21 protein-coding genes are annotated in these 23,795 nt (G+C 62.6%); 11 read left to right on the forward strand and 10 right to left on the reverse strand.

The window, feature by feature from the left end; genetic code table 11:
* Positions 1–27: 27 nt before the first annotated feature.
* The gene (locus KCG45_RS08135; RefSeq protein WP_218316774.1) at positions 28–663 is read left to right on the forward strand and encodes a 6-phosphogluconolactonase; all 636 of its coding nucleotides are present in this window, start codon (positions 28–30) and stop codon (positions 661–663) included.
* Positions 663–1,142 carry an NUDIX hydrolase gene (locus KCG45_RS08140; RefSeq protein WP_218316775.1) on the forward strand — a complete coding sequence of 160 codons (480 nt, stop codon included), beginning with the start codon at positions 663–665 and terminating at the stop codon, positions 1,140–1,142. The genes KCG45_RS08135 and KCG45_RS08140 overlap by 1 nt, the downstream gene beginning before the upstream one ends.
* Here the strand turns inward: KCG45_RS08140 and dinB are convergent.
* Positions 1,139–2,263 (reverse strand): DNA polymerase IV, encoded by a 1,125-nt coding sequence (gene dinB / locus KCG45_RS08145; protein ID WP_218316776.1) that lies wholly within the window; start codon positions 2,261–2,263, stop codon positions 1,139–1,141. The two genes, KCG45_RS08140 and dinB, sit on opposite strands and share 4 nt — an antisense overlap.
* A 127-nt stretch (positions 2,264–2,390) precedes the next feature.
* On the opposite strand from dinB, the gene KCG45_RS08150 reads away from it, so the two are divergent.
* Positions 2,391–3,677, forward strand: a complete 1,287-nt coding sequence (locus KCG45_RS08150; RefSeq protein ID WP_218316777.1) for a multidrug effflux MFS transporter — start codon at positions 2,391–2,393, stop codon at positions 3,675–3,677.
* Between the two features lie 76 nt (positions 3,678–3,753).
* Here KCG45_RS08150 and KCG45_RS08155 read toward each other — a convergent pair whose 3' ends face one another.
* From KCG45_RS08155 to crtY, 7 genes are all read right to left on the reverse strand, one after another.
* Positions 3,754–5,304 carry an acyl-CoA carboxylase subunit beta gene (locus KCG45_RS08155; protein ID WP_218316778.1) on the reverse strand — a complete coding sequence of 517 codons (1,551 nt, stop codon included), beginning with the start codon at positions 5,302–5,304 and terminating at the stop codon, positions 3,754–3,756.
* 112 nt (positions 5,305–5,416) lie between these two features.
* Positions 5,417–7,327 carry an acetyl/propionyl/methylcrotonyl-CoA carboxylase subunit alpha gene (locus tag KCG45_RS08160; protein ID WP_218316779.1) on the reverse strand — a complete coding sequence of 637 codons (1,911 nt, stop codon included), beginning with the start codon at positions 7,325–7,327 and terminating at the stop codon, positions 5,417–5,419.
* Positions 7,324–7,803 (reverse strand): nuclear transport factor 2 family protein, encoded by a 480-nt coding sequence (locus KCG45_RS08165; RefSeq protein WP_218316780.1) that lies wholly within the window; start codon positions 7,801–7,803, stop codon positions 7,324–7,326. The genes KCG45_RS08160 and KCG45_RS08165 overlap by 4 nt, the downstream gene beginning before the upstream one ends.
* Before the next feature lie 33 nt (positions 7,804–7,836).
* Complete coding sequence (locus KCG45_RS08170) at positions 7,837–8,808, reverse strand: phytoene/squalene synthase family protein (protein ID WP_218316781.1); 972 nt, start codon at positions 8,806–8,808, stop codon at positions 7,837–7,839.
* A 55-nt stretch (positions 8,809–8,863) separates the two neighbouring features.
* A complete protein-coding gene (locus KCG45_RS08175; protein ID WP_218317593.1) occupies positions 8,864–9,445 on the reverse strand; it encodes an LOG family protein in 582 nt (193 codons plus the stop codon).
* Positions 9,446–9,450: 5 nt separating this feature from the next.
* Positions 9,451–11,040: a phytoene desaturase gene (locus KCG45_RS08180; RefSeq protein WP_369410759.1), complete on the reverse strand. Its 1,590-nt coding sequence runs from the start codon at positions 11,038–11,040 to the stop codon at positions 9,451–9,453.
* Positions 11,037–12,245, reverse strand: a complete 1,209-nt coding sequence (crtY, locus tag KCG45_RS08185; protein WP_218316782.1) for a lycopene beta-cyclase CrtY — start codon at positions 12,243–12,245, stop codon at positions 11,037–11,039. Before crtY ends, KCG45_RS08180 begins: the two co-directional genes overlap by 4 nt.
* Positions 12,246–12,416: 171 nt before the next feature.
* Here crtY and KCG45_RS08190 point away from each other — a divergent pair, with 171 nt between their 5' ends.
* Positions 12,417–13,412 (forward strand): MipA/OmpV family protein, encoded by a 996-nt coding sequence (locus KCG45_RS08190; protein ID WP_218316783.1) that lies wholly within the window; start codon positions 12,417–12,419, stop codon positions 13,410–13,412.
* 45 nt (positions 13,413–13,457) lie between these two features.
* Here the strand turns inward: KCG45_RS08190 and KCG45_RS08195 are convergent, their stop codons facing one another.
* The gene (locus KCG45_RS08195) at positions 13,458–14,351 is read right to left on the reverse strand and encodes a LysR family transcriptional regulator (protein WP_218316784.1); all 894 of its coding nucleotides are present in this window, start codon (positions 14,349–14,351) and stop codon (positions 13,458–13,460) included.
* Positions 14,352–14,465: 114 nt separating this feature from the next.
* On the opposite strand from KCG45_RS08195, the gene KCG45_RS08200 reads away from it, so the two are divergent.
* Positions 14,466–15,287 carry an NAD(P)-dependent oxidoreductase gene (locus KCG45_RS08200; RefSeq protein WP_218316785.1) on the forward strand — a complete coding sequence of 274 codons (822 nt, stop codon included), beginning with the start codon at positions 14,466–14,468 and terminating at the stop codon, positions 15,285–15,287.
* A 59-nt stretch (positions 15,288–15,346) separates the two neighbouring features.
* Here KCG45_RS08200 and KCG45_RS08205 read toward each other — a convergent pair whose 3' ends face one another.
* A complete protein-coding gene (locus tag KCG45_RS08205) occupies positions 15,347–17,431 on the reverse strand; it encodes a S9 family peptidase (protein WP_218316786.1) in 2,085 nt (694 codons plus the stop codon).
* A 156-nt stretch (positions 17,432–17,587) separates the two neighbouring features.
* On the opposite strand from KCG45_RS08205, the gene KCG45_RS08210 reads away from it, so the two are divergent.
* The 6 genes from KCG45_RS08210 (at position 17,588) to KCG45_RS08235 (ending at position 23,773) form a co-directional block, all read left to right on the forward strand.
* The gene (locus KCG45_RS08210) at positions 17,588–18,868 is read left to right on the forward strand and encodes a metal-dependent hydrolase family protein (RefSeq protein ID WP_218316787.1); all 1,281 of its coding nucleotides are present in this window, start codon (positions 17,588–17,590) and stop codon (positions 18,866–18,868) included.
* 45 nt (positions 18,869–18,913) lie between these two features.
* Positions 18,914–19,816, forward strand: a complete 903-nt coding sequence (locus tag KCG45_RS08215) for an MBL fold metallo-hydrolase (RefSeq protein WP_218316788.1) — start codon at positions 18,914–18,916, stop codon at positions 19,814–19,816.
* 90 nt (positions 19,817–19,906) lie between these two features.
* Positions 19,907–20,518, forward strand: a complete 612-nt coding sequence (locus KCG45_RS08220) for a thiamine biosynthesis protein ThiC (RefSeq protein ID WP_218316789.1) — start codon at positions 19,907–19,909, stop codon at positions 20,516–20,518.
* A 209-nt stretch (positions 20,519–20,727) separates the two neighbouring features.
* On the forward strand, positions 20,728–22,617 hold the full coding sequence (gene thiC, locus KCG45_RS08225) for a phosphomethylpyrimidine synthase ThiC (protein WP_218316790.1): 1,890 nt from the start codon (positions 20,728–20,730) through the stop codon (positions 22,615–22,617).
* Positions 22,618–22,623: 6 nt separating this feature from the next.
* Entirely contained in the window at positions 22,624–23,205 is a 582-nt protein-coding gene (locus KCG45_RS08230) for a DUF2199 domain-containing protein (RefSeq protein ID WP_218316791.1), read from the forward strand.
* Positions 23,206–23,311: 106 nt separating this feature from the next.
* The gene (locus tag KCG45_RS08235) at positions 23,312–23,773 is read left to right on the forward strand and encodes a RidA family protein (protein ID WP_218316792.1); all 462 of its coding nucleotides are present in this window, start codon (positions 23,312–23,314) and stop codon (positions 23,771–23,773) included.
* Positions 23,774–23,795 lie beyond the last annotated feature (22 nt).

The following is a 23,795-nucleotide window of genomic DNA, read 5'->3' on the forward strand; positions in this document are numbered from 1 at the left end:
AGCGGCCCTTTTGCTATAGCGCGCTGCATGGATCGCATCACATTCACTCACGACGCCTCGGCCGGCACGATTGCCGATTGGCTCGAAGCGCGGCTGGACGCTGCGCTCGAGGCCGCAGACGGCTCGGTCGCGGTCACCATTCCGGGAGGATCGACACCGTTCCCGATCCTGGCCGAGCTGGTGAAGCGCGATCTCGACTGGCCGCGGCTGGTGTTCTGGCCCAACGATGACCGGATCGTGCCGGAGAATCACGACGCCTCCAACACAGGCAAGATGCGCGCCTTGCTCGAACCGGTCGGCGCAAAAGTACAGGCGCTGAACGAATACAGCGGACCGCCCCGGTTCGCGCTCACATGGCTTGGCATGGGCCCCGACGGACATATTGCCTCGCTGTTTCCGAACACCGACCCGCAGCCGGACGATCCTCTGCGTGTGCGCCGCCTGACGCCCGATCCGCTGCCCGCGCACGCGCCGTTCGACCGGATTACCCTGACGCTCCCGGCCTTGCTGGATACCGGTGCCATCCTGTTCACGCTTGGCGGGTCCGAGGACAAGCGCGCAGTGTTCGAAGCGGGCGCGGCTGGTGACAACGATCTTCCGATTGCCCGTTTGCTCAACGCTGCGCGCGAGCGCGGCGATATCGCTGTCACCTGTTTCGCCTGATGATTGGGCTCATTCCCGCTCCGATCCACCGCGCGATCATGCCGCTTGCGCACAGGATCCGGCACCGCTGGCGTAAATTCAAGGGACGGCCGATCGCCGGGGTGAGCGTGGTCGTGACCAATTTGCAGGGCGATGTGCTGCTGCTGCGCCATTCCTATGGTCCGAAGGTGTGGGCGCTGCCCGGAGGGGGGCTGAAAACCGGCGAAGATCCGGAGGATTGCGCGCGCCGGGAGGTTCGTGAGGAACTCGGTATCGAAGTTCGCGCGCTGCAGCAGGTCGCCCAATTGCGGGAGGTTCTCTCCGGTTCGCCGCATACGGCGCATATTTTCGCTGCAACCTGCAACTCCCGGCCCAATCCCGACAGGCGGGAAGTGGTGGAGGCGCGCTTCTTCCCGTCGCACTCGCTGCCCGAACCGCTCGGCAAGCTGACCAAAGCGCGCATCAGTGCGTGGAAGAAGCGCGGTACCGCTTCAGCTTAGAGCAGTGAGAGCTGCGCGCTGTCCGCCGGACGTTCGGGTTCGTCTTTCCCATGGTCGAGGTTCGACAGGGTCAGCCCCATCAGGCGGATAGGCATAGGCAAGGGAAGCGCCTCTTCAAGCAATTCGCGCCCGAGCCGCGCGAACTCCGTCTTGTCCTCGACCCAGTGCGTCACCGATTTCGCGCGGGTCATCAGCTGGAAGTCCGTGAACTTCATTTTGAGTGTGACGGTGCGGCCGCGTGCTTTCGCGTTTTCCACGCGCTCCCACACGATATCCACAATGTTGTCCAGCGTCTCGCGCAGCTGTGCCCCGCTCGAAATATCGTCGCTGAAAGTCCGCTCTCCGCCTACGGATTTGCGCTGCCGGTGCGCGCGTACAGGCCTGAGGTCGATGCCGCGCGCCGCGCGGTAAAGGTAATCGGCGAAGGAGCCGAAATTGGCGCGCAGGAATTCGATGTCTTTTGCAGCCAGATCGGCACCGGTCTCGATTCCCAGTCGCTTCATCTTCTGCTCCGCCTTTGGGCCGACCCCATGAAACCGGCGGATTGGAAGCGCGGCGACGAAGTCTGCGCCCTGGCCTGGGCGGATTACGCAAACCCCGTCGGGCTTGTTCTGGTCGCTCGCAAGCTTCGCCAGAAACTTGTTGTAGGAGACACCGGCGCTTGCCGTCAGCCTGGTCTTGGCGCGGATTTCCTGCCGGATAAGCTCGGCGATGCGCGTCGCGCTGCCAATACCCAGCCGATCTTCGGTCACGTCGAGAAACGCCTCGTCCAGGCTGAGCGGTTCCACGTGCGGCGTGTGATGTTCGAATATCGCGCGGATCTGCCTGCTGGCCTCCTTGTACGCGTCGAAGCGGTGACGCACGAAGATGAGATCGGGGCACAGGCGTTTGGCGGTCACCGATGGCATGGCGCTTTTGACGCCGAACCTGCGCGCCTCATAGCTTGCAGCGGCGACGACCCCGCGGCCTCCCGATCCTCCGACCGCGACCGGCTTTCCCTGCAATTCCGGATTGTCACGCTGCTCCACGCTCGCGAAGAATGCGTCCATGTCGACATGGATGATCTTGCGCAGCCCGGCGGCTTCTTCGGTATCGTCAGGCGAGGGCGATGCGTCGGCCATTGGCTTAGAATAGGAGCTTGGTCCCTTCGAAGAAACTGTTGCTGGAACTTTCCACCTGGTTGACGATTTTGTGCACATGCGAAAAGAACAGTGGTCTTCCGGCGAGCCTCAAGGCAAAGGGCCGCCGATGGCGACCACGTCCCCCCCTTCTGCGCCTGCTGCACGGCCTGGCACGACGCGCGACCAAAAGACGCTGGGCGAGACCGAGCTGATCTGGATGATGGCGATGCTGATGGCTCTTCAGGCCTTCGGTATCGACGCCATTCTGCCGGCGCTCGATGATCTTGCTCTCGCGCTCGCCGTGGAAGGCAACAACCGGCAATTCGTGATCGGGGTATACCTGCTCACCGCAGGGATCGGCGCGCTGGTCCCCGGCGCGCTGGCGGACCGGTTCGGTAGGCGGCCGATCCTGCTGGGATCGATCGGGGTTTACATCGCGCTTTCGCTCGCCAGTGCCATGGTGACGACATACGAGGCTCTCATCGCGGTCCGCGCTGCGCAGGGCTTTTTCGGGGCGGGTATCGTTGCGCTGCCTCCAGCCATTATCCGCGACCGCGTCGGCGGTGACAAGATGGCGCGCATGATGAGCCTCATTTTCGTGATCTTCCTTATGGTCCCGGCGCTCGCGCCCGGCATCGGTGAACTGATCCTGCTGTTTGCCGATTGGCGCGCGATTTTCGTGGCAATGGCTCTGCAGGGGATCATTATCGGCAGTTGGGTGTATTTTCGCCTGCCGGAAAGCCTGTGCGAAGAACACCGCCAGCCCATCCGTCCGAGGGCTATTGGCCGCAATATGGGCCGCGCGCTCAGCCTGCCGAGCGTCGTGGGATATGTGTTCGGCAGCGCGGTCGTTTTCGGCGCGCTGTTCGGTTTCATCAATTCATCGCAGCAGCTCATCACCGAGACCTTCGGGGCAGGCGAGCTGTTCCCGATTGTGTTCGGGATCTGTGCCGGGTCGATGGCTCTTGCAAGCTGGTCCAATTCGCGCATCGTCGAACGGTTCGGCGCGCGCCGGGTCAGCCACACCGCGCTGATTGCGTTCATCGCCGTTGCCGCGGTCCAGGTCTATTTCGCGTTCCAGCCGGACGAAACGCTGTGGCAGTTCGTGCCGCTTATGGCGATCAACATGATGTTGCTCGGCTTTATCGGAAGCAATTTCGGATCGATCGCCATGAACCCGTTCTTCGCGATCGCAGGCGCGGCGAGCAGCGTGCACGGTTTCGTACGCCTGACGATGGCGGCGCTTTTGGGCGCGGCTATCGGATACGCCTATGATGGCACGGCGCAACCGCTTGCCCTGTCGCTGCTTGCCAGCGGATTGGTGTGCCTCGCGCTGGTGCTGTTCAGCGAAAAGGGAAAGCTCTTCGGCCCGCCCGAGGACGAAATGGGACCGGGCGCAACGCCTGCTGAATGATGATTGCTCGCTAGACGCTCAGCTTTAGCTGCGCCCGCTGCGGACGGGCAGTCGCCGTTTCGTCCCATCGGGCCGATCAGCCCTCGCTTTGCAACCTCCGCCACGCGAGTTCGGCAAATTCGCACAGCAAGGGGCGCGTGTCGCGCGGGTCGATGATGTCCTCGACATTGAAACGCTCGGCGCTGCGGAACGGCGAGGTGACCTTCGCGAGCCGCTCCTTGATCGCTTCGAGCTCGGCTGCCGGATCATCGCTCGCTTCGAGCTCTGACTTGTACGCGACTTCCAGCCCGCCTGCGATAGGCAGGCTGCCCCAGTCGCCCGACGGCCAGCAGAAACGATACTGATACCGATCGGCATTGCTCATGGCGCTGCCCGCAATTCCGTAGGCCCGTCGCAGCACGATGCTGGCGAGGGGCACGCTGGCGCGGTAAATCGCGTTCATCGCCTGCACACCGTAGCGGATCGTTCCCGCCACTTCCGCCTCGCGCCCGATCATGAAGCCGGGATTGTCGACGAGGTGAACTATGGGCAGGCGGAACTGGTCGGCGAGTTTGACGAAGCGCTCGACCTTCTCGCTCGTCTTGGCCTCCCATGATCCGCCAAGGTAGCTGGGATCGCTCGCCACCACCGCGACGGGCCAGCCGTCGAGCCGGGCGAGCGCTGTGATGGCCGCGCGGCCCCAGTTCTTGCCGATTTCGAAGACCGTGCCTTGGTCGAGCACCATCTCCATGCACCGACGCATCGAATAGACCTGTCTGGGATCGTGCGGGACGAGGCTAAGTAGCCTCTCCTCGCGGCGATGGACCGGGTCGGTGCAGAGCGAGCGCCGCGCGAGCTGGCCAACGTGCTCTGGCATAAAGCTGAGGAAATGCCGCGCGCGGGCGAATGCCTCGGCCTCGCTGGCGACCTCGTCATCGACGACGCCATTGCGGGTGTGGATGTCCACGCCGCCAAGCTCTTCCTTCGCCTGACCGTGATCCTTGGCCTGCTCGTACTGCGCGCCCATGGCATCGACCACGGCAGGGCCGGCGGCGAAAAGCTGGCTGAGCCCGCGCACCATGATCGAATAGTGGCTCGCAACCGTGCGCGTCGCGCCGAGGCCCGCTGTCGGCCCGAGCGCGAGCGCCACCACCGGCACGGTGTCTAGGTTCTCGACCACATCGCCCCAGCCGGGCACGGCGGGAATGTAGGTCGCCCCGATCTGTTCCAAAGTCTTCACCGAGCCGCCGCCGCCCGTCCCGTCGATCATGCGGATGATGGGGAGCTTTAGCTCGTGCGCCATCATTTCGGCCTGCACCATCTTGCGGCTGATCCCCGCATCCGCTGCGCCGCCGCGAATGGTGAAGTCGTCTGCCGTGGCGACCACAGGGCGTCCATTGATCGTGGCTTTGCCGAACAGGAAGGGGGCGGGGGTGACGCCGGTCAGGTCGCCGTTTTCGTTATAGTGCCCTTTGCCCGCGATCTTGCCGATCTCGCGGAAAGAGCCTTCGTCGCACAAAGCCACGAGCCGCGCGCGGGCATCCATCTTGCCGCGCCCGTGCTGGCGCGCGACCTTGTCCGCGCCGCCCATTTCTTCGGCGAGCGCTTCGCGTTGGCGCAATTCCTCGAGTTCTTTGGCCCACGTCATTTTCGTTTTCCGCACGCCATCCGGCGCGCGATATCCTCGCGCCTATCGGCGCTGCGGGCGCCCGGTCGGGCTTGCGGTTGCTGCGCAACCGACTGGCGCAGAGCGGCAACTATCATTCTCCCTTAGGCTCCACCACGCAGAGCACCGCCTCGACCTGCACCTGTCCGCCTTCGCTGGCGGAAAGCTCGGTGACCGTCCCGTCGAAGGGCGCGGTGAGCGCGTGCTCCATCTTCATCGCCTCGAGCACCATCAGTCGTTGGCCCGCCGTAACCGCATCGCCCTCGGCCACATCGACCGCAATGACCTTGCCCGGCATGGGTGCGAGGATAGCGCCGTCGGCGGCGGAGGCGTGGCCTGCACCGTCAAAACGCCGTGAGAGTACACGGGTGGTACCTTGGAAGGGAAAAATCACTCCTCCCTCGATTTCGTTCCAATTGGCGTCGAAGGCTGCAGCCCGCGCTTCGGCAGTGACTTTCCCGACCAGCGCACTTCCGTCCGATCCACTAAACGTAACCTCGGTCATGCTTTCTGCATTCATTCGAAAGCCGCGCAATTCTCGATACTCAAAGGATCCTCGACTTCCGCCCGCAAGGCTCTCCCAAGCCAAGTGCCATTGGGCAGCCGCGGCTAAATCCAACTCTTTGCGTGACGGTATTTCTGAAGGGATCAAACTCTCTATGTTGCGCTCAATGAAGCCAGTATCGAGATTGCCTGCCCTGAAATCCGGGTTTGCCAGACACCGCCAGACAAATCCGAGGTTAGTTTTCACCGGTGCTACAATGCTGCGGTCCAGCATGTTAAGCATCTCATCGATTGCTGTTTCGCGATCGCTTTCGTGCACGATCAATTTGCCGATCATTGGATCATAAAATGGAGAAACGAGCCCGCCCCTAGTTACACCGCGATCAAATCGTGCTCCGTAGTCTTCTATAGCGAAGTGATCCAACCGCCCCGTGCTCGGCAAGAACCCTTTCGCCGGATCCTCCGCATAAAGCCGCGCTTCGATGGCGTGGCCATTAATCGACAGCTCTTCCTGCTTCAGCGGGATCGCCTCCCCGCTTGCGACCCTTAGTTGCCATTCCACCAAATCCACGCCCGTGATCTCTTCGGTCACCGGGTGTTCGACCTGCAGGCGCGTGTTCATTTCCATGAAGAAGATGCGGTCGGCGCGCAGGCCTTCGCTTGCGTCGGCGATGAATTCGATCGTGCCTGCGCCCTCGTAATCGACCGCCTTGGCGGCGCGCACGGCGGCGGCGCAGATTTCCTCGCGCGTGGCCTCATCCATGCCGGGAGCGGGGGCTTCCTCGATCACCTTCTGGTGGCGGCGCTGGAGCGAGCAGTCGCGTTCGAACAGGTGGACGACATTGCCGTGGCTATCGCCGAACACCTGCACTTCGATATGGCGGGGCGAGGTGATCCATTTTTCCAGCAGCACCTCGTCATTGGAGAAGCTGGCCTTGGCCTCGCGCCGGCAGCTTTCGAGGCTCGCCTCGAAGTCCTCGGCCGCGTCGACCTTGCGCATCCCCTTGCCGCCGCCGCCTGCGACCGCCTTGATCAGCACGGGGTAGCCGATGGCGTCCGCTTCTGATTTCAGGCGCTCGACCGACTGGTCCTCGCCCAGATAGCCGGGCGTGACCGGCACGCCTGCATCCATCATCAGCTGCTTGGCGGCATCTTTCAGACCCATCGCCCGAATGCTCTCCGGCTTAGGCCCGACCCAGGTAAGCCCTGCGTCGATCACGGCCTGCGCGAAATCGACGTTTTCTGACAGAAAGCCATACCCCGGATGGATCGCATCCGCGCCGGTTTCCTTGGCCGCGGCGATGATCTTTTCGCCCACCAGATAGCTTTCCGCCGCGGGTGAGGGGCCGATATGCACCGCCTCGTCTGCCGTGCGCGTGTGCAGCGCCTTGGCATCGGCATCGGAATAGACCGCGACCGTTGCGATCCCCATGGCGCGCGCAGTGCGGATGATCCGGCAGGCGATCTCGCCGCGATTGGCGATGAGGAGCTTTTTCATCATTCCTCAGGCGCCCCCAGACAGCCTTCCTCGATATGGCTGTAGGCGATGCCTGCGATCTTCCATTCACCGTCGACCCGGACGAGGTTGAAGACGTTGGTGCCGCAATGCGACCGCATGCCGTCGATAAGGAAATCGAAATTCGCCACCACCGTTGCGACGGGGCCCTGTTGCATCACCGTCATATCCCAGATTGGTTCTTCGATATCGGCATCCGCCGCCGAGATGCCAGCGATGAGCACTTCGAGAGGCTGGGTCCGCAGCCGGTCCTCGCCGTCCTGCTCTTCGATGACCGTCACGGTTGCGCAGTCGATGGAGTGGGTCGCCATCGCCTCCGTATCTTTTGCGTTGAATCCGGCCATGAACGCCTGGACAGCCTCTATCACGCGGGCCTGTTCGGCACCCTCGTCGGCGGGATTGGCGTGTGCAGGGGCGGCGAAAAGCAGCGCGATGGCTGCGAGTGCTGATAGTCCTCTCATGGCCTGAAGCGCTACGCCAGCAGGCGCTCCGCTTCAAGCCTTCGCAGGAGAGGCCGGGGCGGGCCGGAAATCCCTGATGCCCCAGGTGATCGGCCCGTCGGGGTGTTTTTCCCGGTTGATCGCCGCGGAAAGAAACGCGCGTGCACCGTGCCATGCCTTTTCCCAGCGCGGCACATAGGTTCGCGAATTCCACGCCTCGGTCCCGCGCGCGCGCACCTTGCGACCGATCGCGCCGTAAATGCGCGCGGCGGAAAGCACCGCCCAGCGGCTGCGGAAGGGAAGGCGGGCCGCGCCGACACGCGCTGCAGCCTCGTGCTTTTCGACGAGATCGACGAGGCGCGCGGCCATTTCGGCGAGCTCTTCGCGGTGATGCGGCTTGGTATGCTGGCCCGGCTCGATATCCTGTTCAACCAGCCAGAGTGCGGGGAGATAGCAGCGACCGGCCGCATCATCCTCGACGATGTCGCGCGCGATATTCGAAAGCTGGAAAGCGAGGCCAAGATCGTTTGCGCGGTCGAGCGTATCCTGATCGCGCGGGTCCACGCCCATGATCACCGCCATCATCACGCCGACAGCGCCCGCCACATGATAGCAATAGCGCATCATGTCGGCCTCGGTGCGCGGGCGCCAGTCTTCCGCGTCGAGCGCGAAGCCCGCAATCACATCTTCTGCCATTGCGCGGGTCAGGCCGCATTCGCGCGACACCACGCCGAGCGCGTCGAAAGCCGGGTCTCCGGTGCGCTCGCCTGCAAACGCCTTGTCGGTGAGCCCGCGGATCAGCATCAGCCGATCCTCCAGATCGGATTGATCGCCAAGTTCGCCGCCCATTACCTGATTGTCCGCGATATCGTCGCACTGCCGGCACCAGGCATACAGCAGCCAGGCGCGCTCGCGGGTTTGCTCATCGAACAGGCGCGATGCGGCGGAAAAGCTGTGCGATCCGTGCTTGATGACGCGGTGCGCGTGATCGACCAGAGCGGCCCGTTGTTCGGCATCGACGTTCATTTACTGTGCCGCTCCGGAGGGCGCGGGTTGGCTGGGTATTGGCTCTGACAAGGCCTTACAGCTCCTCGGCCTTCATCTTGAAGATCGGCGTGTGCGGTTTGTAGCTTTCCATCTTGGCGAGAAGTTCGCTGAGCGTGTCGGCCGAAATGAGGATGTTCTGGTGCGCGGGACGCACGAAGCCAACCGCCGCCATCTTCGCATTGAACCGGATCAGGTCATCGTAGAACCCGAAAGCATTGAGCAGGCCGACCGGGTCGGAATGATAGCCAAGCTGCGCCCAGCTCATCGCTTCCCACAGTTCATCCATGGTACCGACCCCGCCCGGGATGGTGACGAAGCCATCGCTGAGGTCGGTGAAGCGCTGCTTGCGCTGGTGCATGCCGGTTACCGTGATGAGCTCGTCGCAATTGTGGTTGGCGACCTCGGAATTCACCAGCGCTTCCGGGATGACGCCGACAACCTCGCCGCCCGCATCCTTCGCGCCCTTGGCCACCGCGCCCATCAGGCCGAGCCTGCCGCCGCCATAGACAACACCGATCCCGCGCTCGGCGAGGCCGGTGCCGACATCGCGGGCGAGTTCAAGATAGCGCGGGTCTTCGGGAGAGGCGGAGCCGCAATAGACGGCGATGCGTTTCATCGTGCTCATGCGGTCGCTTTAATCGCCAAGTCCTCCAGCACAAGGCCCGCGGTCGCTTTCGCGCTGCCCACGACGCCAGGGATGCCCGCGCCTGGATGAGTGCCCGCGCCGACGAGGTAGAAATTGTCGATCACATCGTCGCGGTTGTGGCCGCGCAGATAGGCGCTCTGCCACAGCACGGGCTCCAGGCTGAACGCGCTGCCCATATGGGCGTTGAGGTCCTGCTTGAAATCCTTCGGCGCATAGCTGAACTTGGTTACGATGCGGTCGTGAATGTCGGGGATCAGGCGGCGTCCGATCTCGTCGAGGATCGCCTTTTCCAGCTTGGGTCCGACCTGATCCCAATCGACCGGCATCTTGCCCATGTGCGCGACGGGTACGAGCGCGTAGAACGTGCTCTTGCCCGCAGGTGCCATGCTTGGATCGGTCACGGTCGGGTGGTGCAGGTAAATCGAGAAATCCTGCGGCAATACGCCGTGCTTGTAGATGTCGTCGACCAGCCCCTTGTAGCGCGGGCCGAACAGGATCATGTGATGCGCAATACCGGGCCACGCCCCTTCGAGCCCGAAATGAACGACGAACAAAGAGGGTGAATAACTTTTACGGTTCAAGGACTTGGTGTATTTCTTGCCGCGTTCGGAATTGCCCAGCAAGTCCTTGTACGAATGCATGATGTCGGCATTGGAGGCGACCGCATCGAAGCGCTGCTTCCACCCGCTTTCGGTCTCGACCTCGGTCGCCTTGGTCCCGAGTGTGTGCACTTCCTTCACGCCGTCGGCGAGGCGCATGGTCCCGCCGAGCCGTTCGAAATGACGCACCATTCCGGCGATGAGGCGATTGGTCCCGCCGCGCGCCCACCAGACGCCGCCGTCCTTTTCCAGCTTGTGGATCAGCGCGTAGATAGAGCTCGTTTTCATCGGACTGCCGCCGACCAGCAGCGTATGGAAACTGAACGCCTCGCGCAGGCGATCATCCTTGATGTAGCTCGATACGAGATCGTAGACGCTGCGCCACGCCCTCTTCTTGACCAGCGCGGGTGCGGCCTTCAGCATCGATTTGAAATCGAGGAACGGCTTGTGACCGAGCTTCACATAGCCTTCTTCGAACACTTCGGCGGAATATTCGAGGAAACGCTGATAGCCCACGACATCGTCCGGGTTCAGCTTGGCGATTTCGGCGTTCAGTTCCTCTTCGTCGTTCGAGTAATCGAAATTCGTGCCATCGGGCCAGTTGAGCCGATAGAATGGGTGGACCTTCATCAGTTCGACATCGTCGGCGATGTCGTGGCCGGTCAGCTCCCACAGTTCCTTCAGGCAGGGAGGGTCGGTAATGACGGTGGGGCCTGCATCGAAGGTGAAGCCGTCCTTTTCCCAGAAATACGCGCGCCCGCCCGGCTTGTCGCGCTTTTCCACCACAGTGGTCATGATGCCTGCTGATTGCAGCCGGATTGCCAGCGCCATCCCGCCAAAGCCCGCGCCGATCACGCAGGCGGTCTTGCCTGCGTATTTCTTCGCGATGTCGGGATTGATGCCCTTTCCTGCGCCAATCGACGGAGAAAGGTTAAGGCTCGGCGTGTCGTGCATATCGGCGTTCATGCCGTTTTCTCCGATTTGAGGGGCTTCCCTCGCTTGAATATCGCGGTCATCGCGCGAAAAATAGATACGGGCGGATTCCCCCAAAGGACGCGGACCTTGTCGAAGCGGGACGAGCGCGCCGCATAAAATCGCTCGATCAGCCCTTTTCGAAGGCTGTAGAACCTCTGGAATACGTTTACCCGCGCATCCGGGTCCGCCGCGAAGAACAAAAACCTCCCCAGCAGGCGGTAATATCCGGTGCTGCGCCAATGGCGGCGCGCGCGCGATTCCATGATTTCAGTGAGGCGGTCTGCGGGCAGATCGGCCTTTTCGGCGATCGCCAGCGCGTTTCCGACCGCAATCGGAATGGTGTAGCTGGTGAGCGGATGGGTAAACCCGCCGCGCGCGCCCGCTATCACGACGCCGGGAATGCGGACCTCGTCCTGATAGGCGGTGAAATCGCCCCCCGTCAGCACCGGCAGCACACCGCTTTCGTGACCGACCACGGCGTGATCGTCCCACCCGTGCTCATGCGAATAGCTGTCTATGCGCGAGGCAAGTGCGGCGCGGTCGATCAAGGGTTCGTCGGCGTAATAAGTGTCCTCGACAAACACGTCCTTCTCGCCGAGCGGCAGGACGTAAACGAAACGGTAGGCCCCGCCATTGCCGTGCGGGGCGACCTGATCGACGGCGGCATCCATTATGACCGGCCGATGGACGTTATGGTCGTCTGGCAGGCGCATGTGGCGACCGACGAACACCTGCCATCCGCCCCGCAGATGCTTGCTCGGGGCAAAGCTGCGGCAGTCGATCACCGTGCCTGCACCAATTCGCGTGCCGTCGTCGAAATCGACGCCGCTTGCGTCAAGCGACGCGGCACGGCGGCCCAGTTGCAGCGTGCCTTCAGGCAGCAGGCGGGACAGCGCTGTGTGAAAATCCACCGAGGACATCGATCGATAGCCGGTTTCGAGCGTGCGGGAATATTTCGGGAAACGAACGTCGTAGCCCTCGTCCCATGCCGTCTGCTTGATTGGGGCGAGCAGCGCCCTGCCTGCCTTGTCGAGGTCGCTTTCGAACCAGCTCCAGCGGTGGTTCCCGCCTAGCACACTGCCTCCTTCGATCAGGGCAAGGCGGAGGAAGGGGCGGTGCTGATGGAGGGCAAGAGCAATCAATCCGCCGGCAAGGCCGCCGCCAACGATTGCGATATCGAAATGTGAGTCGGTCATTCGTCGCTGGCCCTAGGCGAACGGGCGCTGCCGGGCAATGTCACTGACAGGCCGAGAGAATTTCGCCGCATCCGGCGCGCTTCCGGGCGAGTAACTGTGGAACCTGAAACGCCAGCGTTCATTAACGTGCCGGGTCGTAAAAGCGATCCTTGTCCAAAGGAGCGATCCCGAATGTCCAGCCCACGCTTTCTCGCACCGATTGTGCCCTTTGCCCTCTGTCTCGCGATTGCGGTGCCCGCGGCGGCGAAAACCGCCACGCTGGAGGACAATGAGTTCGACCTATCGGTAACGGACGGTGAGGCGGAAGCCGTGCCTGCGCAAAGTGAGGCCTCGCAACCAGAGGGGCGCGTCCAGACGGCCGGCCGACAGGGACCGCCTGGCGGATTTCCCGGCGGCAAACCGGTCTTTGACGAGACATGGGCGACGGTCGGCATCGGTGCTGGTCTTGTGCCCAGCTATTCGGGCTCGGACAATTACATCGTCTTTCCCTTGCCCTTGATCGTGGGGCGAGTGGGCGGGATTGGCGTGAGCCCCAACGGACCCGGTTTCGCGCTTGATTTCCTGTCGGAGGCGCCCAGCGGCGCGCCGCCTGAAACCAGCTTTTCCTTCGGCCCCGCCTTCCGGTTCCGCAATGATCGCGACGGGGACATCGAAGACCCCGTGGTCGAGCTTACCGAAGACCTCGAAACCGCGATCGAAGTCGGCGCGCAGGGCGGAGTGAGCTTTCCCGGCGTGTTTAAGCGGGGTGACCGGGTTTCGCTCAGCACGCAGGTGCGCTGGGACATCCTCGGCGCGCATAACGGCATGCTGATAGAACCGAGTGTCGGCTATTTTACCCCGATCGGCCGTGGCATGGCGCTGCAGCTTTCGGGCAATCTCAGCTTTGTCGACGATGATTTCGCCGACTATTATTACACCGTGACCCCGCAGCAGAGCGCGGATAGCGGTCTTCCGCTGTTCACTGCCGATGGCGGGCTGAACAGCGTGGGTGCGCTCGCGATCCTTACGGTGGATCTGGATGGCAACGTGCTAAACGGCGGGTTCAACATTTACGGTATCGGCGGGTATTCGCGACTGGTCGGCGATGCTGCCGATACGCCGTTCACTTCGATCCAGGGAAGCGCGAACCAGCTGATCGGCGGGATTGGGATCGGGTATACATTTTGATCTTGCGCACTCGGTCGAGGTGATCCGGAGTGTTCGGAAAACGCTCTAAGTTTTCGGCAACTCTCGTATCAGTTGCCCAAGCCAGTCGGCAAACGCTCTGGCGCGGGCGTTCATTCGTCGTCCGGCTGGCGAGCATAGCCATAATTCGCCCGATTCCAGTTGCCAGTCAGGGAGCAATCTGACCAATTCCGGCGATCCGAGTTCGCGCTGGACCATCCGCTCGCTCACGATTGCGCAGCCGAGGCCGTGCAGGATCGCCGATCGCAATCCGTCGGCGGCGCTGATCGTCAGCCTGGGTGCAAATGTGACGCGTTCTTGCGTTTGGCCTTTTGAAAAAACCCAGTTGCGCCCCGTCCACGGCGCATAGTCGATCCAGTCAAGCGTCAGCAGATCGCGCGGGTGTGTGGGCGTGTCTCGTCCGATGAGGTAGTTCGCCCCAGCCACTACGATCCGCGCAGGAGTGTCGATCCGGCGGGCGATGATCGCGCTGTCCTGCAATGAACCGCCGCGCAAGGCGAGGTCGATCCCTTCACCGACGAGATCCACCCGCCTGTCATCCAGCACGAGGTCGAGCGTCAGATCCGGATGCCGCTCGCTGAATTCGGTAAAGCGCGGGACGATGACTTCGCTGGCATAAGCGGGCGGGGCGGCAACCCTGAGCGGACCGCGCAGGTTCGCGGCTTCGTCGCGCGCGGCGGCCTCGGCAGCGTCCGCTTCGTCCAGCGTGGTGCGCGCCTGCGCGAGGAAACGCCTCCCGGCTTCCGTCAGAGAACTGCCCCGCGTCGAACGCACCAGCAATTGCACCCCAAGATACGCTTCGAGCGCGGCGAGCGATTTGCTTATCGTCGGTTGCCCTACGCCGAGCCGCTTCGCCGCAGCGGTGATCGAACCCGCATCGATCACTGCGACGAAGTTCTCCATGGCGGCCAGACGGTCCATATATTCCTCCATGGAATGATTGATATGAAGATCGGCTCACTACAACACTGATAAGGAATGGTCCATTTCATGCGGATCGGAGGCCAGCCGCCTCTCTTTCGAATGGAGGCAAATATGATATCGACAATTACAGTGCTGGGTCAGGGTGCAATGGGCTCGCGCATGGCTGACCGGCTGGATGCCGCCGGTTTCGAAGTGACCCGCTGGAGCCGTAGCGGCAGTGACATTACCCCGCGCGAGGCGGTTGCGCGAGCCGATATCGCACTGGCGATGCTGCGCGATGACGAGGCTTCGCGCGACGTGTGGCTCGATGCTGAAGCCGGGGCGCTCGCCGGTCTGAAAAAAGGCGCGATTGCCATCGAAAGTTCAACTCTGAGGCCGGATTGCATGCGTGATCTCGGTGAGGCCGCCAGCAGGCGGGGTCTGGCGTTTCTCGACGCGCCGGTGCTTGGCAGCCGACCGCAGGCAGAGGCGGGTGCACTCGTCCATCTGATAGGTGGCGTCGAGGAGGTCGTGGACCGTGCACAACCATTGCTGAAAGCCGTCGGGGCAAAGCAGCTTCACGCCGGTGAGATCGGGGCAGGGGCCTCGCTCAAGCTGATCGCCAACACGTTGTTCGCGACGCAGGTTGCCTTGTTGGCGGAACTGATTGGACGTGCGCGGAAGCTGGGTCTTGATCCATCAGCGACTGTCGAGTTGCTCGGCGCGACCCCGCTCCTGTCACCTGGGGCAGCTGCTGCTGCGAGCCTGATGCTCGCGGGTCAGGACGATCCGATGTTTCCGGTCAATCTGGTGCGCAAGGATCTGGGCTATGCGATTGGCGAGGCTTGCGAGGCGATGCCGATCGCCGTTGCCGCAAGCAAGGCATTTGGTCGGGCAGCCGCCGCGGGAATGGGCGGCGCAAATCTTACTGCAGTCCACCGGCTATATGATTGAAGCGAAAGGGGCCGCTCACGATGAGCAGCCCCTTCATGATGGACCGACCGCGCGGCAATTCAATCCTCGCTGTAATCCTCGATATTGTCGGCACTCGAGCCCTTCGCACCTTCGGCCAGTTGTGGGCGCGGGGCCGGCATTTCGGCATCGCGGTCGCCCGTCTTCAGATAAGTGTCGAACCAGCGCATCATGCGCAGATTGTAATCGTACCGGCTCGCGGCAAGACGGTTGCCGTGGCCTTCGCCGGGGTAGAACACCATCCGCACCGGCAGGTCGGGCTTGCGGATCTTGAGCGAACGATACAGCTCGAGGCTCTGGCCCGGATCGACGCGGGTGTCTTCCTCTCCGTGCATGATGAGGATCGGCGTATTCGCCTTATCCACGTGGTAGACGGGCGAGACTTCGAGCATCGCGGTCCAATCGTCCCACGGCCATTTGCGGCTGTGGACGTTGTACATCTCGTAAGGAATGTCGCCCGTGCCGAATTTCGACACCTGGTTCGAGATACCGACGAACATGACCGAGGCCGCGTATTCGGCGGAATGGAACGTCGCGCCCCATGCCGAGGCATAGCCGCCATACGAACCGCCCGTGATGCCGGTGCGATCCGCATCGGCGATCCCGTCAGCGACAAGCGCGCGCTTGGCATCGACGATATCGGTGAATTCGGGGTCGGTGTAATTGCCCTGGTGCTGCTTTGCGAAAGCGACACCGTACCCGGTCGATCCGCGGTAGTTCGGCAGGAACACGGCATAGCCTTGGCCCGCGGCGACCTGTCCCGGTTTCGAATAGGCGGTCTGCCAGCCGTTGCTTTCATGCGCTTCGGGCCCGCCATGCACGTTCATGATGGTGGGAGCACCGCCGGCTGGCACGCCGCCGACCGGCTCGATCAGGACGCCTTCGACCTGCTGCCCGTCGCGCGCGGTGTAGGTGTAGGCGCGCTGCTCTCCGAAGGTGATCTCGCTGAGCCACGGATTGTGCGTCGTCCAGCGGTCGAATGAGCCATTGTTCAGCACGAACAGCTCAGTCGGGTGCCGAGGGGAGTTGGCCGCCACTGCAATCCTGTCGCCTTCGGCTTCGATGCGGGTCAGGATGAGTTCGCCCGGATCGATTTCTTCGAGCAGATTGCCCTCACTATCGTGCATCCGCAGGACACTGCGCGCGCCGATGTGGACGATCGCCGCGAGACGTCCGTCGTCCAGCCACTCTGCATCGACAACTGCTTCTGCGGCGTCGGGATTGTGCGCGCGGAAAGCGCCGGTCGCCGTATCGACGAAATGCAGCGTAGTCGGGGCCGGATCGTTCATGTCGACGCCCGCAATCAGCGAGAGCTGCGAGCCGTCCGGAGAGATTTCGACATCGTCGATCTTGCCCGGCGTGGCGATTTCTGCGCGGACATTACCGGTCGAAAGGTCGATGATGTTGACCCGCTTCTTGGTGAAGCTGTCGTCAATCAACGGGGTGGGTGCGGTATCGACGATGGCGAAGGAGCCGTCGGATGCGATATCGAATGCCGTCACGAAACCGGGCAGTGCGATTTCGCGCGGGTCTTCGTCAATGTCGCTGCCGACTGTCGCTGCGAACATGCGCGCGGGCTTGAACTCTTCTTCGTAAACGCGCGCGTTGAAGCCGCCATCGGCCTGCTCGGTGCGCTGTTTGTCTTCCGCAGCACCGGTAAGCATATAGATCGTCGCGCCATCCGGGCTGTATTTGTAGGACTGAACGCCCGCATCATCGACACCGGCGAGCTTCACATAGGTGCCGCCATCGACTGGCACGCCCCAAACGGCGCTTTTTTCATCCTCGGCCGCCCACAGGAAGGTGACGAACCGGCCATCGGGCGAGAACGCGACGCCAGACGGGCTGATGTCTTCAGGCAGGAATGTGCGGTCGAAGCCCGGCGTGGTTGCCACCTTCAGCTGCTGCTTGAAACTACCATTTTCCTCGCCTTCGGTCACGTCGGGCAGCGACGCGGTGGTGAAGGCGATCCGGCTGCCGTCGGGAGAGATCGCCATTGCGCCGAGGGCTTCCAGCTTGGCCACGTCTTCGGGCGTCATTGGGCGCGCCTGCGCCGTGGCGGCAAGAGACGCGCTGGCAAGCAGCGTTGCAGTCAGTGCGGAGGTTTTCAGGAGTGTTCTGGGCATGTGCGATAATTGTCCCTGTCTGGATGAATGTTGCCCGTCTTCATAACGATCGGCGGGTGTATGGCAAATTGACAGCCACGCGCCCTTGGCGCTTTGATCTTGTGCTTGGTGCATGGGCTTGTCATCAAGGCGAAAGAGAGAAGAGAGGGGCTTGTCATGAAATTCACGCATACACTCACGGTTCCCGCTGCCGCCGCACTCGCGCTGTTCGCCGCACCGGCGGCTGCCGACACCACGATCATCCACGCCGAAAGCGTTATTAAGGATGCCGGGAGCGAGCCCACCGGGCGCGCCACCGTGACCGTGACCGATGGCCGGATCGTCAGCATCGAGGATGGCTGGAGCGAAGTGCCCGAAGGCGCGACGATGATCCACCTCGAAGGCAAGACGGTGATGCCGGGCATGATCGACCTGCACACCCACCTGACGGGCGATCCAGGCGGCGATTTCTGGAAGGAAGCGACCGAGCCGGACGATTGGGGCGTCGTTGTTGGCGCAAAGAACGCGCGCCTGACCGCGCTCGCCGGCTTCACCACCGTGCGCGAAGCAGGAAGCGCCCAGCACACCGCCTTTTCCTTAAGGCGCGGCACAGCAGAAGGCCTGATCCCCGGCCCGCGGATTGTCGCCGCTGGTCCCGCACTCGCCATCGTTGGCGGTCACGGCGATGTCAGCGGGTTCCGTCCGGAGATCAACGAATTGCTGGACAGCGGTTACACCTGCACCGGGGCGGTCGAATGCGCGGAAAAGGTCCGCCTCGCGAGTCAGAACGGTGCCGACACGATCAAGATCACCGCGACCGGCGGCGTGCTCAGCCAGCAGGGACGCGGGCTTGAGGCGCATTTCACCTTTGACGAGATGAAGAGCATCGCGGACACCGCCGACACGCTCGGCCTGAAGGTGATGGCTCACGCCCACGGCGCGCGCGGGATCGAAATGGCGGCAAAGGCCGGGATCGATACGATCGAGCACGGCACCTATATCGACGAGCAGGCAGCAGAGGCGATGGTCGAAAACGGCACGGTGCTGGTGCCGACCCTGATGGCATTCCAGGGCATTTCGGAACGGCTCGGTAAGGGCATCTACACTCCCGTCGTGGAGGAAAAGGTTCGCGCCGTTGCGGAAACAGCGCGGGTGTTCATGGGCAAAGCGCGCGACTGGGGCGTCACGATCGCGTTCGGCACCGATGCCGGTGTGTTCGATCACGGGCGTAACGCACAGGAATTGTCGTTGATGATGCAGCAGGGAATGACCGCGCGCGAAGCGTTGGCGGCGGCCACCACCGGCGCTGCGGAAGTGCTGGACATGACGAACGAGATCGGCCGGATCGCGCCGGGCTATTCCGCCGATATCATCGCTTTCGATGGGAATCCGCTTACCGATATCACCGTGCTCGAGGACGTCGATTTCGTGATGGTTCGCGGCCGCGTCATCGAGTGAGATCGCCGCTGAGTGGCAGCAACGCGTGATAGCGGAGGGTGATGGATGGAATTCCGGTCAAGAGACGTAATTGTCGCGGCCGTGTTCGCGCTTGGCGGATGCTCGGCGGAACGCGCCAGTGACGATATCGGCGACCGTTTGCTGCCCGAGCAGGCCCCGCTCACCGAAGCCGAGGCAAGCGCAACCGCGATTCTCAATGCCGGAGTGAGCGCGAAGATCGGCGATCCGAACGATCCGGTGAAATTCCTGTTCGATCCCCTTTACGACAATCACTTCGGATCGCTTCAGCCGCTCGACAGCGGCCTGATCGACCGGATCGTGTCCGGCACGCCGCCCTATGACGGCGTCGATGCGGTGTTCGTCAGCCACGCACACGGCGATCATTTTTCCGCCCGGCACCTCAACCGATTGCTCGATGCCCAGCCGGATGTGAGGATGGTGGCCCCTGTCCAGGCGGTCGAGATGATGCGCGGCGACGATGGCTGGGATCCCGCTTTCGCCGCCCGCATCAGCGGCATTTCACTCAGCAACGGCGAGCAGGCGGAGCCGCTGACGATTGCGGGCGCGAATATCGAGGCGTTCCGTTCTCCGCATAGCGGCTGGCCCGATCGTCATGCGGACGTGCACAATATCACCTATCGCATCACCGCTCGCTACGCCCCCGGCGGCACGCACCGGGTCATGCATCTCGGCGATGCCGGGACGAACGCGCAGTATTTCGAGCCTCACTCCGAATTTCTCAGCAGTTCGCGCACTGGCCTGGCCATCGTGCCATTCTGGTTTCTGGGTGAGGACGAGGCCGACAGCCTGATCGACGAAACGCTCAACGCAGAAAGCGCTGCCGGTATGCATGTCCCTGTCGAGGAGCCGGCTTGGCTTGCCGGGAATGGGCGTCGCTACTTCACGGAGGAAGGGCAGAGCGTGACGATCCCGAGCGTTTCCGAATGATGCTGCCCGAGCTTATTTGCCAGCCGGTGTAACCTGCCAGCCAGCGGCACCGAACAGCTGCTTAATCCATCCAGAAATAGGGGTTCTACCATGGTCTTTACCGCTCATCGCGCGGCGCAAATCGTCGCATTCCTGCTCGTCTCGATCGTTGCCACGCAGGCGATTTACACCGTTCTATACGTGACAGCGCCGGACATCGTGCGCACGCCGATCTGGGGTGTCGAAGCGCTGCTGTTCCTCGGCATCGCTGCTTTTGCGACCAGCCCGCTGGTGCAATCGCGCCTCCACACGGTCGGCTGGGGAGCGATCTTCGCCAGCGCGATCCTGAACGTGATGCAGGTGGGCGTGGGCATCACCATGTTCGGCCCGTTTCGCGAAGCGGCGAACAATCTCGAAGCGGTAGGTCCGGCGGCGGGCGCGGTCGTGGCGTATTCGTTCTTCGTCTATAATGCAGCCAAGCTGCTGCTTGGTTTTGCCGCGCTGACATTCGGCCTGTCCCAGGCGAAGACCGGCACCGGCTCTGCCAAGGTGATCGGTATTCTGGCCGCGCTTGCCGGCATCGCCGCGATTGCGACGAACTTCATCGTCATGGCGTTCGGCCGGATCGACGTGGTGCCATCGGGCGCTGCGGGAGTCCTGGCAACATTGCTGCTGGCCTTTACCCTGACCAATGCCGTGCGCGAGGACAGCGCCGCGAGCTGATCGGCCTCGCAGGCAACCACTAACCGCAATCCACTGGACCATGCGGGGTCATGTGCGTAAGGTGCGCTCATCCCCGGGGAGCGAGCTTTTCGCTGAGAGGGACAGGTAGCGCTGTCAGACCCGTTGAACCTGAACCGATTAGCATCGGCGGAGGGAGTGGGCCGGTCTCAGCGCCAAAGGTCCGCTTTCCCGCTTCGAGGAGAAAGCACATGGCCGATATCAATTCCCCCGTAGAGATTGGCGTCACCACCGGACCGATCCGTGGCAGCCGCAAGATTCACGTCGGCGCGCGCACCGGATCGGGCGTGCAGGTCGCCATGCGCGAGATTGACCTTGAGGGCGGCGAGGCTCCGGTGCGGGTCTACGACACGTCCGGCCCCTACACCGATCCGAATGTCGCGATCGATATCAATTCCGGGCTCGAGGCGAAGCGGGCCGACTGGATCCGCGCCCGCAGCGATGTCGAGGAATACGACGCCCGCGAAGTCAAACCCGAAGACAACGGCCAGCTCGGCCCCGACCGCTCTGGCGGTGTTCCGCAATTCCCCAACCCGGTAAAGCGGCCCCTCCGCGCCAAGGCGGGCCACAATGTCAGCCAGATGCACTATGCCCGCAAAGGCATCATCACGCCGGAGATGGAATACGTCGCCGAGCGGGAGAACCTCGGCCGCGAGCTTGCCAAGGATTTCGTCCGCGATGGGGAGGGCTGGGGCGCGGAAATCCCCGATGTCATCACGCCCGAATTTGTCCGCAGCGAAGTCGCGCGCGGCCGGGCGATCATCCCCAACAACATCAACCACCCCGAAACCGAGCCGATGGCGATCGGGCGCAATTTCCTCGTGAAAATCAACGCCAATATCGGCAATTCCGCCGTGGCATCCGATGTCGCGCAGGAAGTCGACAAGATGGTCTGGGCGACGCGCTGGGGTGCGGACACGATCATGGACCTTTCGACCGGGCGCAACATTCACGATACCCGCGAATGGATCATCCGCAATTCCGCCGTGCCGGTCGGAACGGTGCCGATTTATCAGGCGCTGGAGAAGGTCGGCGGCGTCGCCGAAGACCTCACCTGGGACATCTTCCGCGACACGCTGATCGAACAGGCCGAACAGGGCGTCGACTATTTCACCATCCACGCCGGTGTCCGCCTCGCCTATGTTCCGATGGCGGCAAAGCGGGTCACCGGCATCGTCAGCCGCGGCGGATCGATCATGGCGAAATGGTGCCTCGCGCATCACAAGGAAAGCTTCCTCTACGAGCATTTCGACGACATCACCGAGATCATGAAGGCGTACGACATCGCCTATTCACTCGGCGACGGCCTGCGCCCCGGCTCCATCGCGGATGCCAATGACGAAGCGCAATTCTCCGAACTCTACACCCTGGGCGAACTCACCCACCGCGCGTGGGAGCACGACGTGCAGGTCATGATCGAAGGGCCGGGCCACGTGCCCATGCACAAGATCAAGGAGAACATGGAAAAGCAGCTCGAGGTGTGCGGCGAGGCTCCGTTCTACACGCTCGGCCCGCTCGTCACCGATATTGCGCCGGGTTACGACCACATCACCAGCGGCATCGGCGCTGCGCAGATCGGCTGGTACGGCACCGCGATGCTTTGCTATGTCACGCCGAAAGAACACCTCGGCCTGCCCGACCGCGACGATGTGAAAGTGGGCGTGGTGACGTACAAGCTCGCCGCCCACGCAGCCGATCTGGCAAAGGGTCACCCTGCCGCGCAGGTCCGCGACGATGCGCTGTCAAAGGCCCGCTTCGAATTCCGCTGGCGCGACCAGTTCAACCTGTCGCTCGACCCCGAAACGGCCGAGGAATTCCACGACCAGACCCTGCCGGCAGAGGGCGCCAAGACCGCGCATTTCTGCTCCATGTGCGGGCCGAGATTCTGCTCCATGCAGATCAGCCAGGAAGTGCGGGACTTTGCTGCGAAACAGAACGAAAGCCCCGAAAGCTTCCTCGCTTCGGAAAAACTGGGCGCAGACACCGCCGAGGCCAGCCGTCAGGCCGCGATCAAGGGCATGGAAGAGATGAGCGAGAAATATAAGGACATGGGGCAGAAGCTGTATTTGCCGGAGGAGTGATCGCTAGTGTTCGGGTTTGGCAAGAAGAAAACCGACGCGACGACCATGTTGGAAAATGGAACGTGGCGCTGCGGAATTTGCGAAGCCGAACACGGTTGGCCTTTCGATCTTGCCTGCGGTGCTCCGGATGTCTGGCCGCACGAAAAAGTGCATGAGCAGAACAGCGCGCTGAGATGGGATGGGGATTTTCTGTCGGAGGATTTCTGCGTCCTCGATGGCCAGCATTTCATGGTCAGAACGGTGCTGATGATCCCGGTTATCGGATTGAAAGACCAGTTCGGTTTTGGATGTTGGTCTTCGTTGTCGCGCGCCAATTTCGAGAAGTACATCGACGGGTTTGATAGCGGGCAATATGCCGATCTGGGGCCGTGGGACGGGTGGCTGATGAACCGGTTCAAATACTTCCAAGACGAACCCGATCCAATCGCGGTTGACGTCCAGCCCAAGCTCGGGCGCCTGCGTCCAGAGCTATCGCCTATGGATGATGCTCATCCGCTCGCTGTCGCTCAGCGTGACGGGATTTCTCCGGAGCAGATGCTGGAGATCTTCGCGCATTATGGGCACGCTCCCGAAACGAAGGCTAATTGACTGCCGAGGCCAGCCGCCAGGCCGCGATCAAGGGCATGGAAGAGATGAGCGAGAAGTATAAGGACATGGGGCAGAAGCTGTATTTACCTGAGGACGAAGCACATTGATGCTCCGAAATGCACGTGCAAGCCTTGCCGCGGCGGCGCTGATCGGGACCGGATCGGCTGCCTCGGTCAGCGCGCAAGAGGGGCCGGAATTTCTTCCCCTCGAAGGCCGAACGCTACCATTTTCCCAAGCGGTTCAGGTGGGTGACAAGCTCTATCTTGCCGGGCAAATCGGTTTGGCGCGCGGCGATAGCGAAGGCGAGCCAAACGGCATTGAAGCCGAAACGCGCCGCACGATGGAACGGATCGGCGACACGCTCGCCAAGTATAATCTCACGCATGACGCTCTGTTCAAATGCACCGTGTGGCTCGCGGATATCGAAGACTTCTCCGCATTCAACGCGGTGTACCGGACCTACTTCAAGAAGGGGCGCTTTCCGACCCGATCCACCATGGCGGTAAAAGCGCTCGCAGGCGGCGCAGTGATCGAGGTGGAATGCATCGCTTGGAACCCTCGGGACTAAGCGGGAGGGGCAGCACGCCCGG

It is taken from the genome of Erythrobacter ani (assembly GCF_019204025.1).
GTDB classification, from domain to species: Bacteria; Pseudomonadota; Alphaproteobacteria; order Sphingomonadales; family Sphingomonadaceae; genus Erythrobacter; species Erythrobacter ani.